At 70.1% G+C, this 25665-nt stretch carries 24 protein-coding genes and 2 tRNA genes; 9 read left to right on the forward strand and 17 right to left on the reverse strand.

Translation table 11 applies throughout. The annotated features are described in order from the left end of the window. Window positions 1–58 precede the first annotated feature (58 nt). The 4 genes from ABT063_RS10985 to ABT063_RS11000 all read left to right on the forward strand — a co-directional run bounded on the left by ABT063_RS10985 (window position 59) and on the right by ABT063_RS11000 (window position 3398). Window positions 59–475 carry a Fur family transcriptional regulator gene (locus ABT063_RS10985; protein ID WP_095747967.1) on the forward strand — a complete coding sequence of 139 codons (417 nt, stop codon included), beginning with the start codon at window positions 59–61 and terminating at the stop codon, window positions 473–475. A gap of 162 nt (window positions 476–637) precedes the next feature. Beyond that, window positions 638–1405: an ABC transporter ATP-binding protein gene (locus tag ABT063_RS10990; protein WP_351056930.1), complete on the forward strand. Its 768-nt coding sequence runs from the start codon at window positions 638–640 to the stop codon at window positions 1403–1405. Then, window positions 1402–2262, forward strand: a complete 861-nt coding sequence (locus ABT063_RS10995) for an ABC transporter permease (protein WP_351056931.1) — start codon at window positions 1402–1404, stop codon at window positions 2260–2262. The genes ABT063_RS10990 and ABT063_RS10995 overlap by 4 nt, the downstream gene beginning before the upstream one ends. Further along, entirely contained in the window at window positions 2259–3398 is a 1140-nt protein-coding gene (locus ABT063_RS11000; protein WP_351056932.1) for an ABC transporter substrate-binding protein, read from the forward strand. The genes ABT063_RS10995 and ABT063_RS11000 overlap by 4 nt, the downstream gene beginning before the upstream one ends. Before the next feature lie 61 nt (window positions 3399–3459). Here ABT063_RS11000 and ABT063_RS11005 read toward each other — a convergent pair. The 4 genes from ABT063_RS11005 to ABT063_RS11020 form a co-directional block, all read right to left on the reverse strand. Beyond that, window positions 3460–3533: transfer RNA gene (locus ABT063_RS11005), tRNA-Met, on the reverse strand. A gap of 158 nt (window positions 3534–3691) precedes the next feature. Beyond that, window positions 3692–5503, reverse strand: a complete 1812-nt coding sequence (locus ABT063_RS11010; protein ID WP_351056933.1) for a tetratricopeptide repeat protein — start codon at window positions 5501–5503, stop codon at window positions 3692–3694. Between the two features lie 227 nt (window positions 5504–5730). Further along, a tRNA-Met gene (locus ABT063_RS11015) sits at window positions 5731–5804 on the reverse strand. A 44-nt stretch (window positions 5805–5848) separates the two neighbouring features. Then, complete coding sequence (locus ABT063_RS11020) at window positions 5849–8797, reverse strand: UPF0182 family membrane protein (RefSeq protein ID WP_351057048.1); 2949 nt, start codon at window positions 8795–8797, stop codon at window positions 5849–5851. 163 nt (window positions 8798–8960) lie between these two features. Here ABT063_RS11020 and ABT063_RS11025 point away from each other — a divergent pair, with 163 nt between their 5' ends. Then, window positions 8961–9503, forward strand: a complete 543-nt coding sequence (locus ABT063_RS11025; protein WP_351056935.1) for a PPA1309 family protein — start codon at window positions 8961–8963, stop codon at window positions 9501–9503. Between the two features lie 73 nt (window positions 9504–9576). Here ABT063_RS11025 and ABT063_RS11030 read toward each other — a convergent pair whose 3' ends face one another. The 4 genes from ABT063_RS11030 to ABT063_RS11045 form a co-directional block, all read right to left on the reverse strand. Then, on the reverse strand, window positions 9577–10671 hold the full coding sequence (locus ABT063_RS11030) for a YlbL family protein (protein ID WP_351056936.1): 1095 nt from the start codon (window positions 10669–10671) through the stop codon (window positions 9577–9579). A 52-nt stretch (window positions 10672–10723) separates the two neighbouring features. Continuing rightward, window positions 10724–10888, reverse strand: coding sequence for a hypothetical protein (locus tag ABT063_RS11035; RefSeq protein ID WP_351056938.1), 165 nt, complete (start codon window positions 10886–10888; stop codon window positions 10724–10726). Window positions 10889–11047: 159 nt separating this feature from the next. Further along, entirely contained in the window at window positions 11048–11509 is a 462-nt protein-coding gene (locus ABT063_RS11040; RefSeq protein WP_351056939.1) for a molybdenum cofactor biosynthesis protein MoaE, read from the reverse strand. Between the two features lie 163 nt (window positions 11510–11672). Continuing rightward, window positions 11673–12785 (reverse strand): SDR family oxidoreductase, encoded by a 1113-nt coding sequence (locus ABT063_RS11045; RefSeq protein WP_351056940.1) that lies wholly within the window; start codon window positions 12783–12785, stop codon window positions 11673–11675. 193 nt (window positions 12786–12978) lie between these two features. On the opposite strand from ABT063_RS11045, the gene ABT063_RS11050 reads away from it, so the two are divergent. Both ABT063_RS11050 and ABT063_RS11055 read left to right on the forward strand, forming a co-directional pair. Continuing rightward, window positions 12979–14457 (forward strand): zinc-dependent metalloprotease, encoded by a 1479-nt coding sequence (locus ABT063_RS11050; protein ID WP_351056941.1) that lies wholly within the window; start codon window positions 12979–12981, stop codon window positions 14455–14457. Further along, on the forward strand, window positions 14454–14969 hold the full coding sequence (locus ABT063_RS11055) for an NUDIX hydrolase (RefSeq protein ID WP_351056942.1): 516 nt from the start codon (window positions 14454–14456) through the stop codon (window positions 14967–14969). Before ABT063_RS11050 ends, ABT063_RS11055 begins: the two co-directional genes overlap by 4 nt. A 69-nt stretch (window positions 14970–15038) precedes the next feature. Here the strand turns inward: ABT063_RS11055 and ABT063_RS11060 are convergent, their stop codons facing one another. From ABT063_RS11060 to ABT063_RS11075, 4 genes are all read right to left on the reverse strand, one after another. After that, on the reverse strand, window positions 15039–15791 hold the full coding sequence (locus ABT063_RS11060) for an AIM24 family protein (RefSeq protein WP_351056943.1): 753 nt from the start codon (window positions 15789–15791) through the stop codon (window positions 15039–15041). A gap of 19 nt (window positions 15792–15810) precedes the next feature. Next, a complete protein-coding gene (locus ABT063_RS11065; protein ID WP_351056944.1) occupies window positions 15811–16488 on the reverse strand; it encodes an AIM24 family protein in 678 nt (225 codons plus the stop codon). 5 nt (window positions 16489–16493) lie between these two features. Continuing rightward, window positions 16494–18080, reverse strand: a complete 1587-nt coding sequence (locus tag ABT063_RS11070; protein ID WP_351056945.1) for a TerD family protein — start codon at window positions 18078–18080, stop codon at window positions 16494–16496. A gap of 138 nt (window positions 18081–18218) precedes the next feature. Further along, complete coding sequence (locus ABT063_RS11075) at window positions 18219–18815, reverse strand: M48 metallopeptidase family protein (RefSeq protein ID WP_351056946.1); 597 nt, start codon at window positions 18813–18815, stop codon at window positions 18219–18221. A 278-nt stretch (window positions 18816–19093) separates the two neighbouring features. On the opposite strand from ABT063_RS11075, the gene ABT063_RS11080 reads away from it, so the two are divergent. Beyond that, window positions 19094–20308, forward strand: a complete 1215-nt coding sequence (locus ABT063_RS11080) for a TOMM precursor leader peptide-binding protein (protein WP_351057049.1) — start codon at window positions 19094–19096, stop codon at window positions 20306–20308. Then, window positions 20301–21680: an ABC1 kinase family protein gene (locus ABT063_RS11085; protein ID WP_351056947.1), complete on the forward strand. Its 1380-nt coding sequence runs from the start codon at window positions 20301–20303 to the stop codon at window positions 21678–21680. Before ABT063_RS11080 ends, ABT063_RS11085 begins: the two co-directional genes overlap by 8 nt. Before the next feature lie 28 nt (window positions 21681–21708). Here the strand turns inward: ABT063_RS11085 and ABT063_RS11090 are convergent, their stop codons facing one another. The 5 genes from ABT063_RS11090 to ABT063_RS11110 form a co-directional block, all read right to left on the reverse strand. Beyond that, window positions 21709–21918 carry a hypothetical protein gene (locus ABT063_RS11090; RefSeq protein ID WP_351056948.1) on the reverse strand — a complete coding sequence of 70 codons (210 nt, stop codon included), beginning with the start codon at window positions 21916–21918 and terminating at the stop codon, window positions 21709–21711. A 139-nt stretch (window positions 21919–22057) separates the two neighbouring features. Further along, window positions 22058–22381, reverse strand: a complete 324-nt coding sequence (locus ABT063_RS11095; RefSeq protein ID WP_351056949.1) for a putative WhiB-interacting protein — start codon at window positions 22379–22381, stop codon at window positions 22058–22060. Next, window positions 22378–22746 (reverse strand): WhiB family transcriptional regulator, encoded by a 369-nt coding sequence (locus ABT063_RS11100; protein WP_030038270.1) that lies wholly within the window; start codon window positions 22744–22746, stop codon window positions 22378–22380. Before ABT063_RS11100 ends, ABT063_RS11095 begins: the two co-directional genes overlap by 4 nt. 177 nt (window positions 22747–22923) lie before the next feature. Continuing rightward, on the reverse strand, window positions 22924–23247 hold the full coding sequence (locus tag ABT063_RS11105; protein ID WP_351056950.1) for a hypothetical protein: 324 nt from the start codon (window positions 23245–23247) through the stop codon (window positions 22924–22926). Window positions 23248–23412: 165 nt separating this feature from the next. Continuing rightward, window positions 23413–25611, reverse strand: a complete 2199-nt coding sequence (locus tag ABT063_RS11110; RefSeq protein ID WP_351056951.1) for an ATP-dependent DNA helicase UvrD2 — start codon at window positions 25609–25611, stop codon at window positions 23413–23415. Between the last annotated feature and the right edge of the window lie 54 nt (window positions 25612–25665).

Here is a 25665-nt window from a genome sequence, read left to right on the forward strand (position 1 = left end):
TATGCTCCAAAGTCACATTCGTTCGGGATCTGGTTCCCCTGCTGTTAGGCTGGTCTTTATGAGTGACCTTCTGGAACGACTGCGCGGCCGCGGCTGGCGGATGACCGCGCAGCGGCGCGTTGTGGCCGAGGTCCTCGACGGCGATCACGTCCACCTGACGGCCGACGAGGTCCACGCGCGGGCCGTCGCCAAACTGCCGGAGATCTCCCGGGCGACCGTCTACAACACGCTGGGCGAGCTGGTCTCCCTCGGCGAGGTGCTCGAGGTCGCCACCGACAAGCGCGCCAAGCGGTACGACCCCAACGCCCACCGGCCGCACCACCACCTGGTGTGCGCCCAGTGCGGCGCGATCCGGGACGTCCACCCGAGCGGCAACCCGCTGGCCGACCTCCCCGACTCGGAGCGCTTCGGCTTCACGGTCTCGGACGTCGAGGTGACGTACCGCGGCGTCTGCCCGAACTGCGCGGCGGCCTAGCACGGCCCGCGACACCCGCTGATGCCCCGGCACCCTCTTGGGAGCCGGGGCATTGTGCTGCGTACGCGGAGTCCATACGTCGTTCGGGCTTCCTGAATCTGACGGGCCGTCATATCGTCGTGCGGCACCCCCGCCCCGTACCGAACTCCGCGAGGAGCAACCGTGGGAGATCCGCACCCAAAACTCCACGCCACCGAACTGACCCGCACCTTCGGCCGCGCCCCGCACACCGTCGACGCCCTCGGCCCGCTCGACCTGACCGTCGCCCCGGGCGAGTTCGTCTGCCTCGTCGGCCCCTCCGGCTGCGGCAAGTCCACGCTGCTGCGCATAGCGGCGGGACTGCTCCGGCCGAGCACGGGCACGCTGGAGATCCGTACGACCAGCCCTCGCCCGGCCGCGATGATCTTCCAGGACTACGGCATCTACGACTGGAAGACGGTCCGGGCGAACGTCCGCTTCGGCCTGGACATCCAGCGCGTCCCGCGTCGCGTGGCCAACGCGCGGGCCGACGAGTGGCTGACCCGCATGGGCCTCGCCGACTTCGCCCACGCCTACCCGGCGACCCTCTCCGGCGGCATGCGCCAGCGAGTGGCGATAGCCCGCGCGCTGACGGTGGAGCCCGAACTCCTCCTCATGGACGAGCCGTTCGCCGCCCTGGACGCCCAACTCCGCATGATCCTCCAGGACGAGCTCCTGGAACTCACCCAGTCCACCCGCACCACCACCCTCTTCATCACCCACAGTCTGGAAGAGGCGATCGTCCTCGGCGACCGCGTCCTGGTGATGTCCGCCCGCCCGGGCCGGATCATCGCCGAACACCACCCGCCGTTCCCACGCCCGCGCACCGGCGACATTCGCTCCGCACCCGAGTTCACCTCCCTGAAGAGCGAGCTGTGGGACCTGCTGCGGAAGGAGGCGGTGCCGGCATGACCACGATCGCTCCCGACAAGGAGTCCCTCCTCGTACGCCGGCCCGGCCCTCAGGAACTCCACCCCGTACGCGCCCACCGCCGCCGACGCGCCCTGGAACTGTCCCTGGCCGCGGCGGTCCCCCTGCTGCTGATCCTGCTCTGGCAACTGGCCGCCACCCAGGCCTGGATCGACGACCGCGTCTACCCGGCGCCGTCCACGATCCTCGCCGACGGCTGGGACCGGGCCGCGGCCGGCGACCTCTGGCCGGACGTGTGGGCGACGCTGAAGCGCGTCCTGGCCGGCTACGCGATCGGCACGGCGGCGGGCTACGCGCTGGGCCTCCTGATGGGCTCCCTCTCCCTGGTACGGGCCGCCCTGGAACCCCTCCTGGACGCCCTGTACGTCGTACCGAAGCTGGCCCTGCTGCCGATCTTCCTGAACATGTTCGGCCTGGGCGAGGGACCGCAGGTGGCCCTGGTGGCGGCGACGGTCTTCTTCTTCGTCTGGATATCGACGATGTCGGCGGTGATGGCCATCCCTTCCGGCCACCGGGACGCGGGCCAGGTCTTCGGCGCCTCGCCGTGGCAGATGTTCCGCCACGTCCTGCTGCCGGCGTCGTTGCCGCAGGTCCTGGTGGGCGCGCGGATAGCGGCGGGCGTGGCCGTGCTGGTGATCGTCGCCTCGGAACAGATCGCCGCCACGAACGGCCTGGGCCACCTGATCTTCGACTCACGGGCGCTGTTCCAGAACGACGTGATGTTCGTCGGCATCGTCTGTGTCGCCGCCCTGGGGGTGCTCTTCTCCGAACTGGTGCGGATCGTGGGCCGACTGCTCACACCGTGGGCCCCGAGGGATCGAGGACGGGGGCAGTCATGAGGACGCGCTCCTACGGTGTCATGGGGATCGTCGCCGTACTGCTGACGTCGGCTGCCTGCTCGTCGCCGTCCGCAGGGGGCCCGGCGTCGAAGGCGGGCGCGCAGACCCGCACGGTCCGGCCGGTGGAAGGCTGCGGCGACACGTCCTGGACGGAGCCGGCGGACCGCTCCCCGAACCGCGGTCCGGCCCGCTGCCGCCCCGGAGCACCCGCCCCACAACCCCTGCCGGAAACCCGAAAACTGACGCTCGCGACGGGAACGCTGAGCGCGGAGTACGTGGCACCGCTGCAAGTTGCCCTTGACAAGGGAGAGTTCAAGAAGGAGAGCCTGGACGTCACTCTGAAGGTGCTCCCGACCCCGGACGCGCTCCCCCTCCTCGCCAAAGGAGACATCGACGCACTCTGGGCAGCCCCGGAGGCGGCCGTCATGAACGGCGTCCGCGGCGGCTTCGACATCAGCTGGGTGGCGGGGAACTTCTCGCCCGACCCGAGGTCGAGGAGCGGTCTGTGGGTGCGGCTGAAGGAGGGCGAGAGCGCCGACCGTGTCGCGATGGCCGGCCGCAAACTGGGCACCATGATCGGCAAGGGCTCGGTGATCGCGTATCCGATGGAAAGGGCGCTGGAGAAGCACGGTGGCGGCCTGGACGAGATCCAGTACCAGCAACTGGGCTCGGCCGACGTCCTCACGGCCCTGCGGAACGGCGGCGTCGACTCGGCCTGGCTCCTGGACCCGGTCTGGCGCAGGATCGACGGCGAGAAGGGCTACGCCTTCCTCGGCGGCCAGCCAATCGGCGAGCCCCTGGGCGGCATGCTGTACGGCCCGAGCCTGCTGAACGACGACGTGGACGCGGGGGTGGCCCTGCTCCGGGCCTACATCCGCACGGTGAACACGCACTTCGCAGGGGACTACAAGAAAGATGCGACCTTCGTCACATATTTGGCAAAGCTCCTGAAGGCGGACGAGGCGATCCTCAAGTCGACTCCGTCCCTCCGCATGGACTGGGAAATCCGCGCGGGCACGACGGACCGCCTGCAGTCCGCGTACGTCGCCCAGGGCGTGGCGGAGGGAGACCCGCTCCCGGAGTCGCAGACGGTGAACAGGTCCTTGTACGAGGAGGCGGTGGGCCACCGCCCCTGACGTGAACGCCTGAACGCACCGAGGGCCGGAACCCTTTCGGATTCCGGCCCTCGGCCTTCAGTAGCGGGGACAGGATTTGAACCTGCGACCTCTGGGTTATGAGCCCAGCGAGCTACCGAGCTGCTCCACCCCGCGTCGATGAATGCAACACTACGTGAAGGACGCGGACAGAAGCAAATCGATTACCTGCCCCGCATCAGCCCAGGTCAGGACGGTCCATCAGAGGCGGAGCCCTCAGGGGTGCGCATCCGAACGCACCCGCATCCAGAAACCGGCCCCGGGCCAGCAGCGCGTCAGGCCGACAGCTCTTGCCGAAGGGCGTCCCTCAACCGAGCCGCCCGCTCCGCAACCTCGCGCGGCCCCAGGGACACTGCCCGATCCGCCCACCGCTGCCCCTCGGCCAGCTCTCCCCGACGCGCGTAGACCAGGGCCAGCCGCAACGCCGCCCGCCCATGCCCGGCGTCGGCCGCACGCGTCCACCAGACCGCCGCCTCCGGCTCACTCCCCTCCCGGGCCAGCAGCAGCCCCAGATTGAACGCCCCGTTCCGCGATCCGGCCTCGGCCGCCTGCCGGTACCACCGAGCCGCCTCCACCACATCGCCCCGTGCGGCGGCCAGCATCCCGACCCGTACCTGCGCCCGCCGGTGCCCCTGACCGGCCGCCCGCTCGTACCACTCCTCGCACTCGGACTTCTCGTGCACCGACTCCCCGAGCTCATGCGCGGGCGCCGGCGGCCGCCGCGCGTCGAGCACGGTGGCCAGCCGGTACGCGGCCTCCGCGCTACCGCCCCCCGCCGCACACCGCAGATGCCGCTCCGCCTCGGGCTCGTCGCCGTCCCGCAGCCGCGCGATGCCGACCTGCAACGCCGCCTCCGTATGCCCGGCGGCCGCGGCCCGCTCGTACCACCGCAGCGCGACGGACTCCTCGCCCCGCCCCGCGAACAGGATCCCCAGGTTGAACGCGGCGTCGACACTCCCCGCCTCGGCGGCCTTGGAGAACCACGGCTCCGCCCCGGCCGCGTCCCCGCCCTGCAACAGCAGGATCGCCAGCGCGTTGGCCGCCTCGCGGTGCCCGGCGTACGCGGCCCGCCGGTACCACTGCTCGGCCTGTGCGGTGCGCCCCTGCTCGGCGCAGAGCAGCGCGAGGTTGTACGCGCCGTTGTCGTCCCCCGCGTCCATCGCGGCCCGGTACCACCGCTCGGCGGTCTGCGGCTCACCGCGCTCGGCGTGCAGCGCGCCCAGCGCGTTGGCCGCGTTGCCGTCCCCGTCCTGTGCCGCCCTGAGCCACCACACGGCCGCGCTCTCGGTGTCTCCCGCGTCCCGCAGCAGGAACCCGAGCGCGCAGGCGGCGCGCGCCTCCCCGTCCTTGGCGGACGTCAGATACCAGCGCCCGGCCTCCTTGAGCTCGCCGCGCTTCTCCAGGATCGCCCCGAGGTGCAGCGCGGCCCGCCGGTGTCCGCGCGCGGCGGCCTGCCGGTACCACTGCTCGGCCTCTCCCAGCAGCAAGGCACCGTCGTCGGCACCGGTCTCCTCCTCGTCCGCCGCCCTGCGATCGAGCGCGCGTGCCAGTCGGTACGCCGCTTCCCGGTGCCCCCGCTCGGCCGCGGCCCGCATCCACCGCTCGGCCCCGGCGTCGCCGCGGTGCTCCAGCAGATCGGCGAGCGCGTAGGCCCCCAGGGAGTGACCCTGCTCGGCGGACTGGCGCAGCCAGTACTCCGCGGCGGGCTCATCGCCCCGCTCGCGGTGATGACGGCCCAGCGCGTGCGCGGCCGCGGCGGACCCGGCGACGGCGGCGATCCGCCACCACCCGGCGGCATCGTCGGCGTAACCACGCTGGTGAAGAAGGACCCCGAGGTTGTTGGCGGCGGCACGGTCACCGGCGGCGGTGGCGGCACGCAGATGGGGCTCGGCTCCGTCGAGATCGCCGCGGCGCAGCAGCATGGCTCCGAGGACGCTCATCGCCTCGATGTCGCCGGCTTCGGCCGCGAGCCGCCGACGGACTTCCTCGGCGGCGTCGTCGGCCACCTCCCCGGCCTCGTCCTGCTGGGAAGGCTGCACAAATCGCCCTGTCTCGAACAGAGTTGCCTTGTCCCCCATAACGTCCATCGTCGCACCACCTGCAACCTGGGTACACCTGGTATACCGCAGCCAGTGAGGTCACTTCAGCGTTTTGTCGACATGCCCACAGAGAGACAAGTCAAACACAGATCTCTCAACTCCCCTCGGCGGCACGGCCGTCCTCTACGTCGGCACATGCGTTCGCACATCACGAAGGCCCGGATCCTTTTCAGGATCCGGGCCTTCGCTGTCGCACGACACGTCGTCGACTTCAGTAGCGGGGACAGGATTTGAACCTGCGACCTCTGGGTTATGAGCCCAGCGAGCTACCGAGCTGCTCCACCCCGCGCCGTTGTTCTGCAACCGTATCACGGCGCGGGGTGGGCTTTTCGATCAGCTGCTGTCGGGGCTGCCGCTGGGACTCGGACTGCCGCCGGGACTGGGGCTGCCGCTGGGACTGGGGCTGCTGCCGCCGGTCCCGTCGGCCCGGTTCTGCGCCTCCTCGGCCCGCCGCAGCGCCTCCTCCAGATCCTTCTGCGCCTCGCCGTACGCCGTCCAGTCGTTGTCCTTCAGAGCCTGCTGGCCGGCCTCGAAGGCCTTCTGGGCGTCGTTCAACGCCTCTTGGACCGACGGGTTGTTGGACGTCGGTGGCGGAGTGGTCGTGTCGCCCTCGTCCGGTGGTGGCTCGGTGACCGGGCCCTCGGCTCCGAAGACCTTGTTGAGGGCCTCGCCGAGGGTGTCCTCGAAGGCGGTGTTGCCTCCGTAGGACACCAACACCTTCCGCAGCAACGGGTACTTCAGTCCACCACCGCGTACGTAGACCGGCTCCACGTAGAGCAGTCCTCCGTCGAGTGGCACCGCCAGCAAGTTGCCGTACTCGACCTCGGAGTCACCGCCTCTCAGCAGCCTGATGGTCTCGGCGATGTTCTGTTCGGAGTTGAACTGGCTCTGAACCTGTTTGGGCCCGTTGACCGTTGTGTTCGTCGGCAGTTTCAGGATTCTGATCTGGCCGTAGCCGGAGGTGCCCGCTTCGGCGTCGACCGACATGTACGCGCTGAGGTTGTCGCGCCCGTTGGGCGTGAACGTCGTGGTCAGCGAGAACGCCTGCGCCGCCTGGTCGGGCATCTTCATGCTCAGGTAGTACGGCGGCACCGCGTTGCCCGACTTGTTGGTCGGGTCGTCCGGCACCTGCCACACCTCGCTGCCGCTGAGGAACGTCGTCGCGTCCTTCACGTGGTACCGGGTGAGCAGCTCGCGCTGGACCTTGAACAGGTCCTGCGGGTAGCGCAGATGGCTCATCAGCGAGTCGGAGATGTCGCCCTTCGGCTCCACCGTGCCCGGGAACGCCTTCATCCAGGTCTTCAGGACCGGGTCCTGGGTGTCCCACTGGTAGAGCTCGACCTTGCCCGTGTACGCGTCGACGGTCGCCTTCACCGAGTTGCGGATGTAGTTGACCTGGTTCTGCTGGGCCACGACCGCGCGGCTGTTGTTGGTGGCGGTCAGCGAGTCGGCCGTCGTGTCGCCGAGGGTCGTACGAGACGAGTACGGGTATCCGTTCGTCGTTGTGTACGCGTCGACGATCCACTGGATACGGCCGTCCACGACCGCCGGATAGGCGTCGCCGTCGATGGTCAGCCAGGGCGCCACGGCCTCGACGCGCTGCTTGGGCGTGCGGTTGTACAGGATCCGCGACCCGTCGCCGATCGCGCCGGAGTAGAGGATCTGCGGCTCGCTGAACGCCACGGCGTACGCGGCCCGGTTCATCGGGCTGGAGAGGTTGACCCCGCTGTCGCCCTTGTAGGTGTAGGTCTTCTCACCACTGTCGTCGGAGTAGTCGATCTCCTTCTGAGGACCGCCGACGATCGAGTAGGTGCTGGTCCTCTCGCCGTAGTAGACCCGCTGCTCGTACGTCCCGAGATCGCCCTTGGACGGCAGGTCGGACTCGGTGAAGACGGGGCGGCCCTGGGAGTCGGCGCTGGTGCCCTCGGCGGCGACCACGCCGTATCCGTGGGTGTAGCGGAAGTGGTCGTTGATCCAGTTGTTCTTCGGAATGCCGTTGAGGTTCAGCTCACGCAGACCGATGACCGTGTCCTGGTCCTTGCCGTCCTTGCTGTAACGGTCGACGTCCAGGTTGGTCGGGAACGCGTAGTAGTTCCTGATCTGCTGGAGCTGCTGGAACGTCGGCGAGGCGATGTTCGGGTCCATGATGCGGATGCTCGCCGTGGAGTCGACGTCGTCGCGCAGCTTGGTCTTGTCCTCGGTCGTGCTCGTCCCCGGGTACTCGCTGACCTTGGCGTTGTCGATGCCGTACGCGTCGCGCGTCGCCTTGAGGTTCTTCTCGACGTACGGCGCTTCCTTGGCCTGCTCGTTCGGCTGGACCTGGAACTTCTGGACGATCGCCGGGTACAGGCCGCCGATGAGGATCGCCGAGAGCACCATCAGACCGAAGCCGATGACGGGCAGCTGCCAAGTGCGTCGCCACAGGGTGGCGAAGAACAGCAGGGCACAGATGACGGCGATGCAGAACAGGATCGTCTTGGCCGGCAGATAGGCGTTGGCGTCGACGTACCTGAGGCCCGTCCAGTTGTCGGTGGCCTTGAAGTCGCTGGACTTCACCGCCAGTCCGTACCGGTCGAGCCAGTACGCGACCGCCTTGAGGGCGACGAAGATGCCCAGCAGCACCGACAGATGCCCGGTCGCGGCGGCCGTGGCACGCGCGCCCGGGGACGTGATCCTGAGCCCGCCGTACAGGTAGTGGGTGAGCGCGGCGGCGATCACGGAGAGGATCGCGGCGGCGAAGCCGAAGCCGAGCAGGAACCGGTACCAGGGCAGGTCGAACGCGAAGAACGACACGTCGAGCTGGAACTGCGGGTCCTTCTCGCCGAACGAGACGCCGTTGACCCACATCAGCCAGGTCCGCCACTGGCTGGAGGCGGAGGCGCCGGCGATCAGGCCCACCAGGGCGGTGATCCCGAACAGCAGCCACTTCTTGTACGGAGCGATGCCCATCCGGTAGCGGTCCAGGCTCTGCTGCTCCATCGACATGGCGCTCAGCGGCGGCCGCAGCCGGTGTGCCAGCCAGATGTTGAAGCCGACCGCGAGGGCCATCAGCAGACCGAAGACGAAGAAGAGCCCGATCTTGGTCCACAGGGTGGTCGTGAACACAGACGAGTAGTTGACCGACCGGTACCAGAGCCAGTCCGTCCAGAACCCCGCGAACATGGTGAACGCCATACCGAGAACGGCAAGGACGCCCAGTGTCATGAGCAGGGTCCGGACACGCCGGGACGGGCGGCCCACTCTGATCCGTGGCCCCGTCGGGCCTCCGCCGCGGTCCGGCATCTGGAAAGCCAAGGTGCGCACCTCGAAGTTCGCTGTTGGTCCGTCAGGCCCGTGTCGTCACGGGCCGTCCATGGGCCACGTGATCGTAGGCCCTCATCTATGCAACTTACTCACGCTTTACTCGGTTCCCGATTCGGGCCGGGAACGAGGCAGGATTGTGACCATGTCCAACACTCCCATGGCAGCGAGCCCGCTGACCCGGGCGGTACTCGAGATCGACGAGTACGCCTCCGGCCTCGGCTGGGACCAGCCCGCCCGCCTCTTCGCCCTCGTCGACACCGCACGGCTGCGAACCCAGGAACCCGCCCTCGCGGCCCAGCTCGGTCTCGAGGAGGAACAGAAGATCACCGGCCTCACCCCGATCGAGCAGGACGAGATTCCAACGGGCAAGCCGCTCGACGAGTTCCTCGGCACCATCGCCTGGCCCGACGCGGTGGTCGGCTGCGCGCTCACGGTGGAGCGCCTGATGCTTCCGCCGTCCGCCGAGGCATCCGTCCCGGAGGGGCTGAGTGACAAGAAGCTCGCCCAGTGGGTGGCCGAGCACCCGGACCGCCAGGAGGTCCGTATGACGGTCGCCGTACTGCGGGACGGCGCCCGTGAGTCGGCCCTGCGGCTGCGCGAGAAGGACTCCCCGACGGAAGTCCTCACCGGGTCGGACCTGGTGCCGGGTCTGGCGGAGGCGCTGGCGGCGACGTTCGAGGAGTAGGCCCGCGCGACTGTCCGGTGGTGCGCTTCTCTCCGGTCTGTCCGGTGGTGCGCTTCTATTCGGTCGTGCACTGCTATCCGGTCGTGCACTTCGGCAGGTCGGCGGTGTCGCCGGAGCGGATGTCCTTCAGGGCGCCGAGGGCGTCGTCGATCGTGTCGACCTTGACGAGGGTGAGCCCCTTGGGGGTGTCGCTCGCGGCGGCCGCGCAGTTGGCGGCGGGCGTGAGGAAGTACTGGGCGCCCTTCTCACGCGCGCCGACGGTCTTCATCTCGATGCCGCCGATCGGGCCGACCTTGCCCGCGTCGTCGATGGTGCCGGTACCGGCGACGAACTTGCCGCCGGTCAGGCTGCCCGGGGTGAGCTTGTCGTAGATGCCGAGCGCGAACATCAGGCCGGCGCTCGGCCCGCCGACGTCGGCGAGCTTGATGTCGATGGTGAACGGGAACGTGTGATCCGTCCCCGCGGAGATTCCGACGATGGCACGCTTCTCGCCACCGTCGTCGGAGGTCGCGGTCCTGATGGTCACGTCCTGTGTCCTGGTCGCCGTCCTGTTCTCCTTCTCCGCGGCGGCCTGCTCCTTGGCGGGCACGATGGTGAAGACGACGTCCTGGCCGGGCTTGTGCTTGGTCACCAGCTCGGCGACGTCGGCCGGTTCCTTCACCGTCGTACCGTCGACGGCCTTGATCACGTCACCGGCGTGCAGCTTGCCCTCGGCCGGGGAGTCCTTGACGACGGTCGAGACGATCACCCAGGACTTCACCGGGACGTCCAGCTCCTTCAGGGCGGCGACCTTGGCGCTCTCCTGGGACTGGCTGAACTCCTCGGCGTTCTCCTGGGTGGACTGCTCCTCGGTCTTGCCGTCGGGGTAGAGGGTGTCGTGCGGCACGACCTTGTTGTCATGAGCAAGCCACCCATACACGGCCTCGACAAGATTCATCTTGTAGTCGGCACTGGTGACGCGCACGGTGGTCATGTTCAGATGACCGCTCGCCGTATAGGTCTTCCGCCCGGAAATCTGCAGCACCGGCTCGCCGTCGTGGTCCCCGAGAGTGTTCACCGTCGGACCCGGTGACATCTCCGCATACGGCACGTTGATGAACACTCCCGCGCACAGGAGTGCGATCAGCATCAGAGTGGAGGCGAGCATCGTCGCGGTGCGGCGTGGCATGCCACGACAGTACGGGACGCTCCTGTCAGCACACCGTCAGGGCGGCGTCCGGTCACATGCCGGTGTGGGACTTCTCCATGGCCTCGCGGAACCGGGCATACCCGTCCAGCTCGGGGCCGTCACTCCGTATCCTGCGGGTCCGGTTGGCCCAACTGCCCCACAGGCCGGCGCCGACCGCAGCCAAAAGCGGAATCAGCAACCAGACGAGCGCCCCCATGCCGACCTCCAACCCCACCTGAGCCACCGCAACTGACTGATCAGCAGATTAGTCATCTGCACTGACAACGCTCACGCCGGGGGTGGGGTTACGCAACCGGAGGGATGAGGAAGGGGTCGGCAGGCGCACCGAGCGAGTCGGCAGGTCACACCGAGGGAGTCAGCAGGCGCCGACCCACTCCTCGGTGCCGTCGGAGAACTTCTGGTGCTTCCAGATGGGCACCTCGTGCTTGAGGTCGTCGATCAGCTTCCGACAGGCCTCGAAGGCCTCCCCTCGATGAGGACAGGAAATGGCGACGACGACAGCGAGGTCCCCGACCCTGAGGTCACCGACCCGATGCACCGCGGCGAGCGCCCGCACCGGATACTCCGCGACGACCTTCTCGGCGATCCGCCGCATCTCGGCCTCGGCACTGGGATGACACGAATACCCGAGCTCGTCGACATCGGCACCCCCGTCATGGTTCCGCACGGTCCCGACGAACAACGCGGTGCCCCCTGCGGCATCGTCCCCGACGGCCCGGAAGACCTCGTCCAGGGAGAGGGCCGTCTCCCGGATGGCGAGAAGCTTGATGGAGTCCTGTGCGGCCTGCTCGCCGGGATGGTCACTGATGGATGCCATGCCCCCATCGTGCCGCAAGCCGGGGATCACGGGAAATACGGCTATCACCCGGCACACGCGCGTGGCCGTTTGGAGCCTCCTACAGGCTTTGGAGCCTCCTACAGGCTGAGGACGAGGCCATTCGGGCCGATGGGGTCACTTCCGCACCACACCGACCCGCCCCTCAGATCCGCCGCCGAGCCTTCCGAGCCCGCCGCACCACAGCCGCCGCACCCAGCAGAGCCACCGTCGCGCCCGCAGCCCCCGCCGCAGTCGCGTCCTTGCGCCCCAGCCGCCGCCCGGCCACCGTATGCCTCCCGGAAACCTCCTCCAGCAGCTCCGCCAACACCTCTTCGTTGGTCCACTGCGGCCGCCACCCCGCGTCATGCAGCCGGCTCCCACTCACGACCCACGGGTACATCGTGTAAGCCAGGTCCCCCGCAGGGGACGGCGTGAGCCCGATCCGGTGCAGCCGAGCCGCCGCCCCCAGAGCGACAGCGGACGGCAGCTCCATCCGCCGGATCCCGCTCAGCTCCTCGACCTCCTCCTGCTCCAGCCACCCGTCACACCCGACGACGAGCTCCCCGTCGACCTTCTCCAGGACGGCGTACTCCAGTGCACTGCACAGATCCTCGACATGGCAGAACTGCCAGGCCGGCCGCGACCCGGCGACGACAAGCAGCCGAGGCGACTCGAAATACCTGGTCAGCGCGGTGTCGGTACCTCCCACCAGCACCGCGGGCCGCACAACGGTGACATTAAGTCCGGGATGCGCCCGCGGAGCGCGCCGCGCGAGCCGCTCGATCTCCAGCAGGTCCCCGACCCCGGTCGCCTCCGCCGTGGCCCGCAGCTCCGCGTCCTCGGACAGCGGCAGCTCGTTGTCCGGCAGCGCGCCGTAGACCATCGAAGAGGTGCACAGCACGACCCGGTGGGTCCCCGCCGCGGCGGCAGCGGTCAGCACGGTCTGTGTCCCCCGTACGTTGTAGGCCGTACGGGCGGCGGGATCGGTCTCCAGATCCAGATCGAGGGCCAGATGGACCACCACATCGGCCCCGCGCAACTTCTCCGCGATGGCCGGATCCCGCACATCCAGGATGTGCCACTGCGCCGCCGCACACTCACCGCGCCGCTCGTCGAGCGCGATGACCTGCTTGATCTCGTCCGACGCGACAAGCCGCTCGGTGAGCAGCGCACCGATGCCGGACGCGGCGCCGGTGACCGCGACGACGGGCCCTCGGGCGGCGGGACTGGTTGACTGGTTTCGCGCTGCGCGAACCTGCGGATCTGGGGAACTCACCGGGCGTCTCCAGCGGTTGTCTTCAGTACGCACGCCAGTGACGCGTACGTACCAGGTGGCATCCATCCTGCCGCAGGCCAAGAGTCGGCGAAGCACCGAGGCCCGAACCGCCCATGGTGTCTACGCTGGGTGGTGTTATCGGGCAGTCGCGCCGTCGGAGACAAACCGGCGGCCTTACCAGCCGAGGAATCCCGTGAGTGACACCCCATTCGGATTCGGCCTTCCGCCGGAGGAGCCGGACGACGGCGACGAGGGCAAGAAGAAGGACCAGGAGAGCGGTGGTGGTCAGGGCCCGGCCAACCCGTTCGGCTTCGGCGGGCTGCCCGGAGCCGGTGGCTTCGGTGGCCCCGGCGCGGACAATCCGCTCGCTGCCATGTTCGGTTCGCTGAACCCCACCGACCTGGGCGCCGCCTTCCAGCAGCTGGGCCAGATGCTCTCGTACGAGGGCGGCCCGGTGAACTGGGACATGGCCAAGCAGATCGCCCGCCAGACCGTCTCCCAGGGCACCGCGGACGGCACCAAGGACGCGAGCGTCGGCCCCGCCGAGCGCAGCTCGGTCGAGGAGTCCGTCCGCCTGGCCGACCTGTGGCTGGACGACGCGACGTCCCTGCCGTCCGGCGCGGGCTCCGCCGTGGCCTGGTCCCGCGCGGAGTGGGTCGAGGCGACCCTGCCCGCGTGGAAGGAGCTCGTCGACCCGGTCGCCGAGCGTGTCGGCACCGCCATGGGCGATGTCCTGCCGGAGGAGATGCAGGCCATGGCCGGCCCGCTGATCGGCATGATGCGCTCGATGGGCGGCGCCATGTTCGGCACGCAGATCGGTCAGGCCGTCGGCGTGCTCGCGGGCGAGGTCTTCGGCTCCACCGACATCGGTCTGCCGCTCGGCCCGGCCGGCAGGGCCGCGCTGCTGCCGGTGAACATCGAGGCGTTCGGCAAGGACCTCGGCGTGCCGAAGGAGGAGGTGCGGCTGTATCTCGCCCTGCGCGAGGCCGCCCACCAGCGCCTGTTCGCGCATGTGCCGTGGCTGCGCTCCCACCTGTTCGGCGCGGTCGACGGCTACGCGCGCGGGATCAAGGTCGACACGGCCAAGCTGGAGGACGTGGTCGGCCAGTTCGACCCGCAGAACCCGGAGCAGCTGCAGGACGCCCTCCAGCAGGGCATGTTCCAGCCGGAGGACACGCCAGAGCAGAAGGCGGCCCTGGCCCGTCTGGAGACGGCCCTGGCGCTCGTGGAGGGCTGGGTGGACGCGGTGGTCCACGCGGCCGCGAAGCCGCGCCTGTCGTCCGCCGACGCGCTGCGCGAGACCCTGCGCCGCCGCCGCGCCTCGGGCGGCCCGGCCGAGCAGACGTTCGCCACCCTGATCGGCCTGGAGCTGCGCCCGCGCCGCCTGCGTGACGCCTCCCGTCTGTGGGCCTCCCTCACGGACGCGCGCGGTGTCGACGGCCGGGACGCCCTGTGGGCCCACCCGGACATGCTGCCCACGGCCTCCGACCTGGACGACCCGGACGGCTTCGTGCACCGCGAGCAGCTGGACTTCTCCGAGCTGGACAAGATGCTCGGCGAGGCGGCGGACAAGCCCGACCTCAAGAAGAAGGACGACGGCGCCAGGGGCCCCAAGGACCCCAAGGACCCCAGGGACCCCAAGGACGCTGACGAGGGTGACGACGCCGAGTGAGCCTGTACGACGACGCGGTCCTCGTCCTGAAGAACCACGAGGACCAGGCGGAGCTGAGCCAGGTCTATCTGGACCACCTCGCGGCGCACCCGGACGGCTTGTGGAAGGCCTGCGCGGACGGGCACATCACGGCGAGCGCTCTGGTGATCGACCCCGAGCGCGGCCGGGTGCTGCTGACCCTGCACAAGAAGCTGCGGATGTGGCTGCAGATGGGCGGACACTGCGAACCGGGCGACGACACGCTGTCGGCCGCGGCCCTGCGTGAGGGGACCGAGGAGTCGGGCATCGCGGGACTGAGCCTGCTGCCCGGCGGTCCGGTGCGCCTGGACCGGCATCACACGCCCTGTGCCTGGCACCTCGATGTCCAGTACGCCGCGCTGGCTCCGGACGGGGCCGTCGAGGCGATCAGCGACGAGTCCCTGGACCTGCGCTGGTTCGCCTACGACGAGGTGGCGGCCGTGGCGGACGAGTCGGTCGTACGACTGCTGGAAGCGACGCGCGCGAGGCTCTGAAGGCATGTGTAAGGGGCGACCGCCTTGGCGGTCGCCCCTTACGTTCGCTTTCCGGACGATGCCGGCCGGTCAGCTGTTGCTGCCCCCGAGGGAGTTGCCGCGCAGGCCGCCGCTGCCCATGCCGAACTGGCCGAGCACGCCCGATGTGCGCAGATGCTGCGGCGGCAGCAGCTCACTGGGCTGCACCAGGACGTGGCCCGTGCCGGAGAACTGCATCTCCCAGCCCTCGCCGGTGGAGCCCCTGCGGCGCCACACGGCGGACGTGGAGGTGGGTGCCTGGAGCTGGGTGCGCAGGGACGTGGACCAGGCGACCACCGCGTCCGCGTCGCAGCAGATGTTCTTCTCCGGGGTCACCTCCAGCACCAGCGGCTCGCCCGAGGTCATGAGGACGACCTGCCCGGAGCCGGACAGCTCCAGGTTGTAGGCACCCGCCGAGGCCACCTCCACCGCGCTGTCGACCGCGACGATGCCAACCCCGAGGGAGCCGTCGAAGGCGAGCACGTAGGAGCTGTCGACCGTGATGCCACGGCCGACCTCCATGATGTGCAGGTGCTGGGCGAGGTTGGCGAGGTAGACGGCGCCGTTGCCCTTGCAGCGCATGAGTTCCAGGCGCTCGCCGGTCATCCGTTCGACGTTGCGCCAGCTGCGGTTGCGGTACTGGCTGTCGAACTCCACCTGCCCCTCGAAGGCCACCATGGCGCCCTGCCGCGCGAGCACGGCGCTGCTGCCCTGGGTGACGTCGGTCTTCAGGAGCTGCGGGTTCTGCAGGGTGTACCGGCCGGTGGACTCCACCGGGATGTGTGCGAAGAGTGTGCTGTGCATGATGTGCCTGGTGCTCCCCTCAGCCCCGGATCTTGAATCGGTCGCCGGTGTCCTCGCTCGGCTGGACGACGACGAAGCCCTGCCCCTTGAAGCCGATCTGGAAGGCCTCGCCGCTGCCCCGGCCGATGAGAGCGCTCGCCTTGACGGTACGGCGGGCCTTCATGTCCAAGCCGGTCGTCCAGGCGATGAGTGCGTCCGGGTCGACGTACGTCTCCCGTTCGGCGCAGTCCAGGGCCATGGGAACGCCCCGGCTGACCAGCGCGACCCAGCCCGTGCCCCGTACCACGAGGTTGGTCAGGCCCGAGCCGGACAGCTTGGCGAGCCCCTTGACCGGCTCGATGGTCAGCTCCAGCGAGGCGTCGCAGGCCAGCAGCGTGGCGCCGTTGACCGAGAGAGCCTCGCCGTTGAGGTGGAGGACGATGATGTCGCCGCCGTAGTCGGCGAGGTAGAGGTCGCCGTCACCGCGGCAGAGCATCAGCTTGCCGCCCTCGCCGGTGACCATCGCCTCCGCAGTACGGCGGAGGCTGCCGGGCGGCGCGTCGAACTGCACATAGCCCTCGTAGGCGATCATCGAGCCGGCCTTGGCCAGCAGATCGTGCCCGGTGGCCATGGTGACCTTGAGCGTCTTGGAGCTGTGCACACTCATGCGGACGCCGGTCGCAGCGGCGCGGTGCGCACTCAGAGTCTGGGAGTCCATGGGCCTCACACCTCGAAGGGCTGTACGACGACGAAGTTGCCGGGGGCGCCCCGGAACTGGAGGTTCACGGCCTCGGAGGTCTGCCGGGAGTATCCGGACCGGCGCAGCCTGAGCGCGGTCGTGGTGACGGCCTGTGCACCGGCGGACCAGGCGATGACGGCGTTGCCGTCGACGTAGGTGGCCGGGCCCACGGGGATGACGACCGGCACGCCGCGGGTCTTCACGGCGACCGCTCCCGTGCCGGAGAAGAGCATGCTGAACAGGCCTCCCCCGGGCAGCCCCGCGCCCTCGATGCGGCGGACCTCGGTGTCCAGGGACTCGTCGAAGGCGAGCACACCCTGGGCGCTGGTGTAGAGCTGCTCCCCCTGGAGGCGGATGACGAACACCCGGCTGGCCTCGTCGGCGAGGAAGACCTCGCCCTCCCCGGAGCAGCGCATCAGGGACATGCCCTGGCCGGTGAGCGCACCGGTGAGCTTGCCGAGCAGGCCGGATCCCTTGTGGGCGAAGTCGATGTCGCCCTGGTAGGCGACCATGCTGCCCTGCTTGGCCAGGATGGAGGCGCCCTTGGTGAGCGTGGCCCGCACGAGCTGCGGGTTCTGCTCGGTCCAGCGGTCCCCTACGGGTGCTTCCGCGTACTTCGTCAGGACGACGCGTACGTTCGCCTCGGGCGGCACGGGCGCGATCGCCGTGGCGCCTGCGAAGGGCGGCTGTCCCTGGCCGGGGAAGGCGGCGGGGGCGCCCGGGGGCGTGAACGTCTGAGGGCCCGCGCCGGGGGGCGTGAACATGTGCGGGCTCGTCGGCGCGGCCGGCGGCGCCGAGCCGGGTGGCGTGGTACCAGGCGGGGTGATGCCGACTCCCGCGGCGGGCGTGCCCTGGGCGATCGTCGGAGCGGTGTGGATCGACGCGGCGGGCGCGGGCGCGGCCGGGGCGGGGGCAGGAGCGGGTGCGGGCGGGGGCGCGGCGAACGTGGGCGCGGGTGCGGGCGGCGCGGCGGCCTGGGGCGGCGGCGCGAACGTCGGTGCCTGGGTCTGGGCCGGGACGGCCGGCGCGGGCGCGGGCTCCTCTTCGGCGACCTCGCCGCCGAAGTTCTTCAGCAGCGCGTCGAGACCGCCGTCGAAGCCCTGCCCGACCGCGGCGAACCGCCACACGTCCTTCAGGTAGAAGTCGCCCAGCATCACGGCCCGCTCGGTGGAGAACTCCGAGCCGTCGAAGGAGTACCGCGCCACTTCCTCCCCGCCGGCGACGATGCGCAGGTACCCGGGGGCGATCTGTGACATCTGACCCGTGCCGTCGATCGTCGCCGTGAACGACAGCTCCTGGATCTGCGGCGGGATCTTGTCCAGCGTGACCCGGAACGACTCCGTGTCACCCGCCTGCGCGCCCAGGAGCTGAATGGACTCCTCCGGGGACTTCGGCTGGTTGAAGAAGACGAAGTACCGGTCGTCCGAGAGCCGTTCGTCGGCGTCGAGACCGAAGCAGCTGATGTCGAAGGTCAGCCCGGGGCCGGTGATCTGTACGCCTACGTACAGATCCGTGCCCGCGGTGAGGTCACTGATCTTGGCCTTGTGGCCGCGTTGGAATTCCCTGGCCATGCGTAACGACCGTCCCCCATCCCGAATGTGAGTGCGTCGCGACAGGCTAACGGCAAACTCGGACACCGGCGGAAGTCGGTACAGATCCGGTACGAAGTCCCGCGTGAGGTGCGGTACGAACGCCACGCGGAGCGTGCGTCACTCGTCTCGGGCGCCCGGCAGGTGCGGCAGCCGCTCGGCGGCGACCACTCCCTCGAGATAGCCCCGGGCCCGCTCGGTGCGCGGATAGGCCTCCAGCAGCCGCCAGAAACGGGGCCCGTGTCCGGGCACGAGCAGATGCGCGAGCTCGTGCAGAAGGACGTAGTCGACGACGTACTCCGGCATGCCCTGGAGTCGGTGCGACAGGCGGATGCTGCCCTCGGAGGGTGTGCACGAACCCCAGCGCGTGTTCTGGTTGGTGACCCAGCGCACCGAGGCCGGCCGGGCCCGGCCGTCGAAGTACTGGGTCGAAAGCCGCTCGGCACGCTCGGTCAACTCGGCGTCCCCGAGGACCCGCTTGCTCTCCTGGGCGGCCAGTTTGTCGAGCATGACGCCCACCCAGCGCTGCTCCTCGGCCTCGGACATCCGGGCAGGGATGAGCACGACGGTGCGATCGCCCTCGCGGTACGCGGAGACCGTCCGGCGTCGACGGGCACTCCTGCGCACCTCGATCGCGCTCGCCCCTGAGCCGCTCGGCGGCTGGCTCGTCGTACTGCGCTGTGGCGTTCCGGCGCGGTGCAGTGGGTCGGCGGACACGCCCCGACGTTACCCGCTGCGCACGGGGGAAGTCCCGACTCCGGGAGGGTTCGGTGCCGATCCCCCACATGCGTTTGATTCGCCCGACTGACTTGTACGACGAATACCCACCGCCTGTGGACAACTTTCCGCACCCGATGGCGGATCCGGGCATGCTGGCTCTCGCCGGCGGAGCTGCCGCGGACGTCCGACCAACGTCCGGCCGACCTCCACGGGCGGACGGGGACGTTCAACGAGGGCTACGGGGGCCTGTGATGCAGAAGATCGATCCGCAACCGATCGTTCCGATCGTGAAGCCCGCGCTCAGGCGCGGCTGGCGCGACCGCACCACCCTGCAGTTCGGTATGACACCGGCGCACGCGATGACACTGGGTCCGATGGACCCGGCCACGGCCGGTTTCCTCGATCTGCTCAACGGCACGCGCGGGCCGGCGCTTCTGCGGGAGGAGGGGCGCCGCATGGAGTTGCCCGACGGGCACGTCGACGCGCTGGTGGAGCAGCTGGCGCGGGCCGGGCTCGTCGACGACGCGCGGGGCGGCGGACCCGCCGCGGACGCCCTGCGGGCGAAGAAGGAGGTCCTCGACCGGCTGCGCCCCGACCTGGCCTCGTTGTCGCTCACCACGTCCGAACCCGGTGAGGCGATCGGGCTCCTGGCCGCCCGCCGGTCCCTGCGCGTCCAGGTCAGAGGCGCGGGCCGGGTGGGCGCCGTCCTGGCCTCACTGCTGTCGGGGGCGGGGGTCGGCGAGGTCGACGTACGCGATGTCGGCCGCGTCGAGCCGGGGGACGTCGCGCCGGGCGGGCTGCCCGCCGAGTCCGTCGGCGACCGCCGGGACGTGGCAGCCCGGCGGGCCGCACGGCGGTCGGCGCCGGACCGGCCGCCGCGCCGCACGCCCCGTACGCCGCTCGACGGCGACGAACCCGGCTTTTCCCTGGTGATCCTGACCCCGCGGGACGACGTCGACGTGCACGCCCCCGCCCCGTCCGCCGCCGAGCCCCTGATCACCTCCGGCACACCCCATCTGTACGCCGGAGTGGTGGAGGGGACGGGCGTGGTCGGCCCGCTCGTCCTGCCCGGCGACACGGGCTGCGCCGGCTGTCTGCACGAGGCCCGCACCGATCGTGACCAGGCCTGGCCCCGCCTGGTCGCACAGTGGCGCTCCGGCCGGCCGCGCCCGGTGCGGCCCTGCGACCTGGCACTGGCCACGACGGTCGCGGGGCTGGCGGCCGCCCATGCGCTCGCCTTCCTGGACGGCCGGGTTCCGTCGAGCGCGGGTGCCCGCTGGGAGGTCTCGCTGCCCGCGCTGCACTGGCATGCACGGCCGGTCTGGGCGCATCCCGCATGCTCGTGCGGAGCAGCGGAGAAAGGTAAGGGGGAATGCGCCTCCAAGAGCGAGGAGTGGCACGAGACAATGGCGGAGCAACGACCGTCGAAGGAGTTACGCCGTAGGGCAGACGCGGCGCGGCTTGCTGGGACCTGGAGGGCGCATGTCTGATCTTCCCCGGAAGGCGGTTACCCGTACCGCCAAGCTCGCCGCGCTCCCGCTCGGTTTCGCCGGTCGGGCGACCTGGGGACTCGGAAAGCGGATCGTGGGCGAGTCCGCGGAGATGGTCGGCCGCGAGCTGCAACAGCGCACCGCCGAGCAGCTGTTCAAGGTGCTCGGCGAGCTCAAGGGCGGCGCGATGAAGTTCGGGCAGGCCCTGTCCGTCTTCGAGTCGGCGCTCCCCGAGGAGGTCGCCGGCCCCTACCGGGCAGCGCTGACGAAGCTCCAGGAGGCAGCGCCGCCGATGCCGACGCGCACGGTGCACGCGGTGCTGGCGGAGCGGCTCGGGGAGGACTGGCACGAGCTGTTCCTCGAATTCGAGGACAAGCCCTCGGCGGCCGCCTCGATCGGCCAGGTGCACCGCGGGGTGTGGCACGACGGCCGCGAGGTGGCGGTCAAGGTGCAGTACCCGGGTGCCGGCGAGGCCCTGCTGTCCGACCTGAACCAGCTGAGCCGTTTCGCCCGCCTGCTGGGTCCGCTCATCCCGGGCATGGACCTCAAGCCGCTGATCGCGGAGCTCAAGGACCGGGTCTCCGAGGAACTGGACTACGGCCTGGAGGCGCAGGCCCAGCAGGCCCATGCCGAGGAGTTCGCGGACGATCCGGACGTGATGGTGCCTTGTGTGGTCCACCAGTGCGACGAGGTCCTGATCACCGAGTGGATGGAGGGCGTCCCGCTGTCGGAGGTGATCGCCGACGGTACGCAGGAGCAGCGCGACCGCGCCGGTCAGCTGCTGGCCCGCTTCCTCTTCTCCGGCCCAGCCCGCACCGGCCTGCTGCACGCCGACCCGCACCCGGGCAACTTCCGCCTCCTGCCGGGCGACCCGGAGGGCGAGGCCGACTGGCGCCTGGGCGTCCTGGACTTCGGCACGGTCGACCGCCTCCCGGGTGGCTTGCCGACCCCGATCGGCACCTCCCTGCGCATGACGCTGGACGGCGAGGCGGAGGCCGTCTACGAGCTCCTCCGTACGGAGGGCTTCGTCAAGGAATCGATAGAGCTGGACCCGGACGCCGTCCTCGACTATCTCCTGCCGATCATCGAACCGGCCCTGGTGGATGAGTTCACCTTCACCCGCGGCTGGATGCGCAGCCAGGCCGCGCGGATCGCCGATCCCCGCTCCCCCGCGTATCAGCTGGGCAAGCAGCTCAACCTGCCCCCGGCGTACCTCCTCATCCATCGCGTGACGCTGAGCACGATCGGCGTGCTGTGCCAGCTGGGCGCGACGGTGCGTCTGCGCGAGGAACTTCAGGAGTGGCTGCCGGGGTTCGTGCCGGAGGCGGACTTGGAGGAGGACTTGGAGGAGAAACCGGCGGCCGAGGCGTGAGGTTCCTCAAGGGCCCGGCGGAGAGGGCTCACCACCAGGCCGAGTCCAGCCGCCCCTCGATGGCCCTGAGGTTCTCCCGGGAGCAGCGGTCGCAGAAGTACTGACGGCTGCCGTTCTCCACGGAACAGGTCCAGGTGGGCGGCGGCCCTTCGGCCGGGGTGCCGCAGCGGGCGCACACGAGGGACTGGGGCTCCGCGGCGGAGCCGCCTTTGTCACTGCCTCCGGGAAGACTCGTCACCCGGCGACGATATCGCCGTGACCTGGGGATCGCCGGGCACAACGCACCGCGGGGGCCGGTCCGTTCGGACGGACCGGCCCCCGCGAGGAGAGCTCCGCCTCCCTGGACCGGGAGGCCACCGCTTCAGGTGTGGTCGGGATTACTGCATGACCGCCAGGGCGAGCGCACGACGGGCGCGCAGCGAGGCACGCTCCGCCCGGCGCTGCATCCGGCGAGCGGTCACCAGGCGCACGGCCTGGCGTTCCCGCTCGGCCTCCTGCAGTCGCTCGTGCATATGCGCACGAGCGAGGGCTTCTGGGATGAGTTGCATCTCTCGGGTCCTGTTCTGGCGCGAGTCGTTCGCGCCTGTGGTGGTGACGTCTTCGATCGCGGAGCCGGTGGGCTCGTTGGTGGACGGCTTCATCGGGGCCTGCTTCTTGGGGTCGTGCGTGACGGGACGGTCGATCGTTCCTGCAGTGTTCATGCTGTGACCGGGTTCTTGCGCGGGCGGCCACGCGGCCGCTTCCGGGCGACGACGACACCCTGGACGAACAGCTCGCCACCCCAGACGCCCCAGGGCTCACGCCGCTCCTTGGCGCCGGCGAGGCAGGCCTCGACCAGCGGGCAGGTGCGGCAGAGGGACTTGGCGTACTCGACGTCCGCCGGCGACTCGGCGAAGAAGACTTCCGGGTCGTAGGAACGGCAGGGGACGGGCACGCCCAGGTTCTCGATGGCGTCGTCGAGCGCGGTGAGCGCGGTGAGCGGGGTCAAGGTGGAGTCCTCCGTGAGGCCGGGCGGGGGGATCGTTTCGGAAGGCGGTACGGACGGGGCGTGCGCTTCGAGTTGCACGGTTCGTCTTCCTCGTCTGGTCGGTCCGGCCCTGTTGGGCCGGGTGTCGGCTTGGTACCGGGTTCTTTTCTTGTCCCGAGGCCCCTTCGCTCTGCCGTCCCCGGTCGGGGACAAACAGAAGGGCCGCGGATCCCGGATGGGGTTCCGCGGCCCTGAAGGCGCCGGCCTGATCGGCGATCAGGCTGGATCACTCCAGGGTTCTGGCCCACGGAAGGCCCACATCTGGTGGTGCTGCGTCGTCTGCTTCCGGAATCCGGCACCGGCCGCCGCAAAGGCATAGGCCTGCGCCTGTGCCACTACTGCCGCTTCCAGTGCCTTGGTCGGTCGCTCATTGCGCTCACGGACGGGAAGGCCCGCGAGAGACAGGGAGGACGCCGGACGCACGGCAGGAATGCCGGACAGACCGGTGCCCAGGTTCGAAACGCCGAGCATGCACGTGGAGACGACCGAGCGATCGGTCATTTTGGCGGTGCTGATGGAGCTGATGTTGATGCTGATCACTGGAATCGCCTCCTCTCGGCGTCTCGGGGGACTGGGGTGAGCCAGTCCGACGGATATGCAAGTACAGCACGGAATCGGGGCCTTCGAGAAGGCCTCCGTTCCCGTGGCTAAGAACCTATGGGGATTGCTGGGGCATGCGCAAACTATTTTTTCGACGAGTTCGCATCAGACCTCATCTTCTTCTCCTGCGAGCTCCTGGCCTGCGCAGATGGCCAGAACATCGGCTCCGTAGCGGTTGAACTTGCGCACGCCGACCCCCGGGATCCGAGCCAACTCGCCCTCGTCGTCGGGCGCGGCCTCGGCGATCGCCATCAGCGTCTTGTCGGTGAAGACGCAGAAGGCGGGCTGTCCGCTGCGTCGCGCCTGGACCGCGCGCCACGCCCGCAACCGCTCGTAGAGACCCTCGTCCATGTCGGACGGGCAGTCCTCACAGCGCATCAGCTTCATCTCACCGGCGTCGGTGAGCGTGCGCCCGCACACCCGGCAGCGGGCCGGGGTGCGCTGCGTGCGTCGCGGGGCGGCGGCGCCCGGTCGGCTCGGGAAGCCGCGCTCGACACCGCCGGAGCCGACCGCGGCGCTGCGTCCGGCGGCGCCGGTCGAGCCGGGGCGCAGACCGTCGAGGAAGCGGCTGGGGCGGCGGTTGGGACGGCCTCCCGGCGAGCGGGACAGCGCCCAGGAGACGTTCAGATGCTCCCGCGCCCGGGTGACACCGACATAGAGGAGACGGCGCTCCTCCTCGATCTGTTCGTCGGTCTTTGCGTAGGTGATCGGCATCATGCCCTCGGCGACACCGACCAGGAAGACGACGTCCCACTCCAGGCCCTTGGCCGAGTGCAGGGAGGCGAGGGTGACGCCCTCGACGGTCGGGGCGTGCTGGGCGCCCGCCCGTTCGTCGAGCTCGGCCACCAGGTCGCTCAGGGTGGCGCCGGGTCGGGCGGCGGCGAAGTCCTGCGCGAGGTTCACCAGCGCCGCCAGCGACTCCCAGCGCTCTCTGACGGCTCCGGAGCCGGCCGGAGGCTCAGTGGTCCAGCCCTCCCCCGACAGCACGGCACGCACCTGGGAGGGCAGGTCGACCGCGTCGTCCAAGAGGGAGTCGTTGCCGCCGAAGCGGGCCGCGCCGCGCAGGGCGATGCCCGCCTTGCGCACCTCGGGGCGGTCGAAGAACCGCTCGGCACCGCGCAGCTGGTAGGGGACGCCGACGTCGGCGAGGGCCTGTTCGTAGGTCTCGGACTGGGAGTTGGTGCGGAACAGGATGGCGATCTCGCTGGCCCGGACGCCCGCGTCGATGAGCTCGCGGATGCGGCGGGCGGCGCCCTCGGCCTCGGCGGGCTCGTCGGTGTACGCGGTGTAGACGGGCTCGGGGCCCGGGGCGCGCTGGGAGACCAGCTCCAGCCGGTGGTCGGCGGCGCGGCCGCGGGCCTGGGCGAGCAGGCCGTTGGCGAGGTGGACGACCTGGGGGGTGGAGCGGTAGTCGCGGACCAGCTTGACGACGGTGGCGCCGGGGTGGCGGGTGCGAAAGTCCAGTAGATGGTCGGGAGTTGCTCCCGTGAACGAGTAGATCGTCTGGCTGGCGTCGCCGACCACGCACAGGTTGTCCCGCTCGCCGAGCCACAGCTCCAGCAGTCGCTGCTGGAGGGGGCTGACGTCCTGGTACTCGTCGACCACGAAGTGCTGGTACTGGGAGCGGACCTGGTCGGCGATGTCGTGCCGGTCCTGGAGGATCGCGACGGTCAGCAGCAGCACGTCCTCGAAGTCGATGACCGCGCGGTCGCGCTTGAGATCCTCGTAGGCGGAGTAGAGCTGGGCGATCTCGGCCGGGGTGCGGGGGGTCTCGCGGCCGGCCTTGGCGGCCGCGAGCGCGTAGTCGGCGGGGACGGTCTGGGTGACCTTGGACCATTCGATCTCGCCGGTGACGTCCCTCAGCTCACCCCGGTCGAGGCGGATACGGCAGGCGGCGGCCGCGTCGGCGACGAGCTGGATCTTGCGGTCGACAAGCCGGGGCATGGACCCGCCGATCGCTTTCGGCCAGAAGTACTGGAGCTGACGCAGGGCCGCGGAGTGGAAGGTACGGGCCTGGACGCCGGCGGCGCCGAGTTGGCGCAGTCGGCCCCGCATCTCGCCGGCGGCGCGGTTGGTGAAGGTGACAGCCAGCACACTGGAGGGCTGGAGGATCCCGGCCCGCACCCCGTAGGCGATGCGGTGGGTGATCGCCCGTGTCTTGCCCGTGCCGGCGCCCGCCAGCACGCACACCGGGCCGTGCAGGGCGGTGGCCACCTCGCGCTGCTCGGGGTCGAGCCCTTCGAGCACCGCGTCGGCCGAGCCCGGTGTCTGCGGGAAGAGGGTGGAGTGCGTTGCTGCTGTCACACGGCCATGCTGCCAGGTCGCCGGAGACGGGTGAGCCGGTTGTCCACAGGCAGG

The organism is Streptomyces sp. NPDC002838 (assembly GCF_040295365.1).
Lineage (GTDB): Bacteria > Actinomycetota > Actinomycetes > Streptomycetales > Streptomycetaceae > Streptomyces.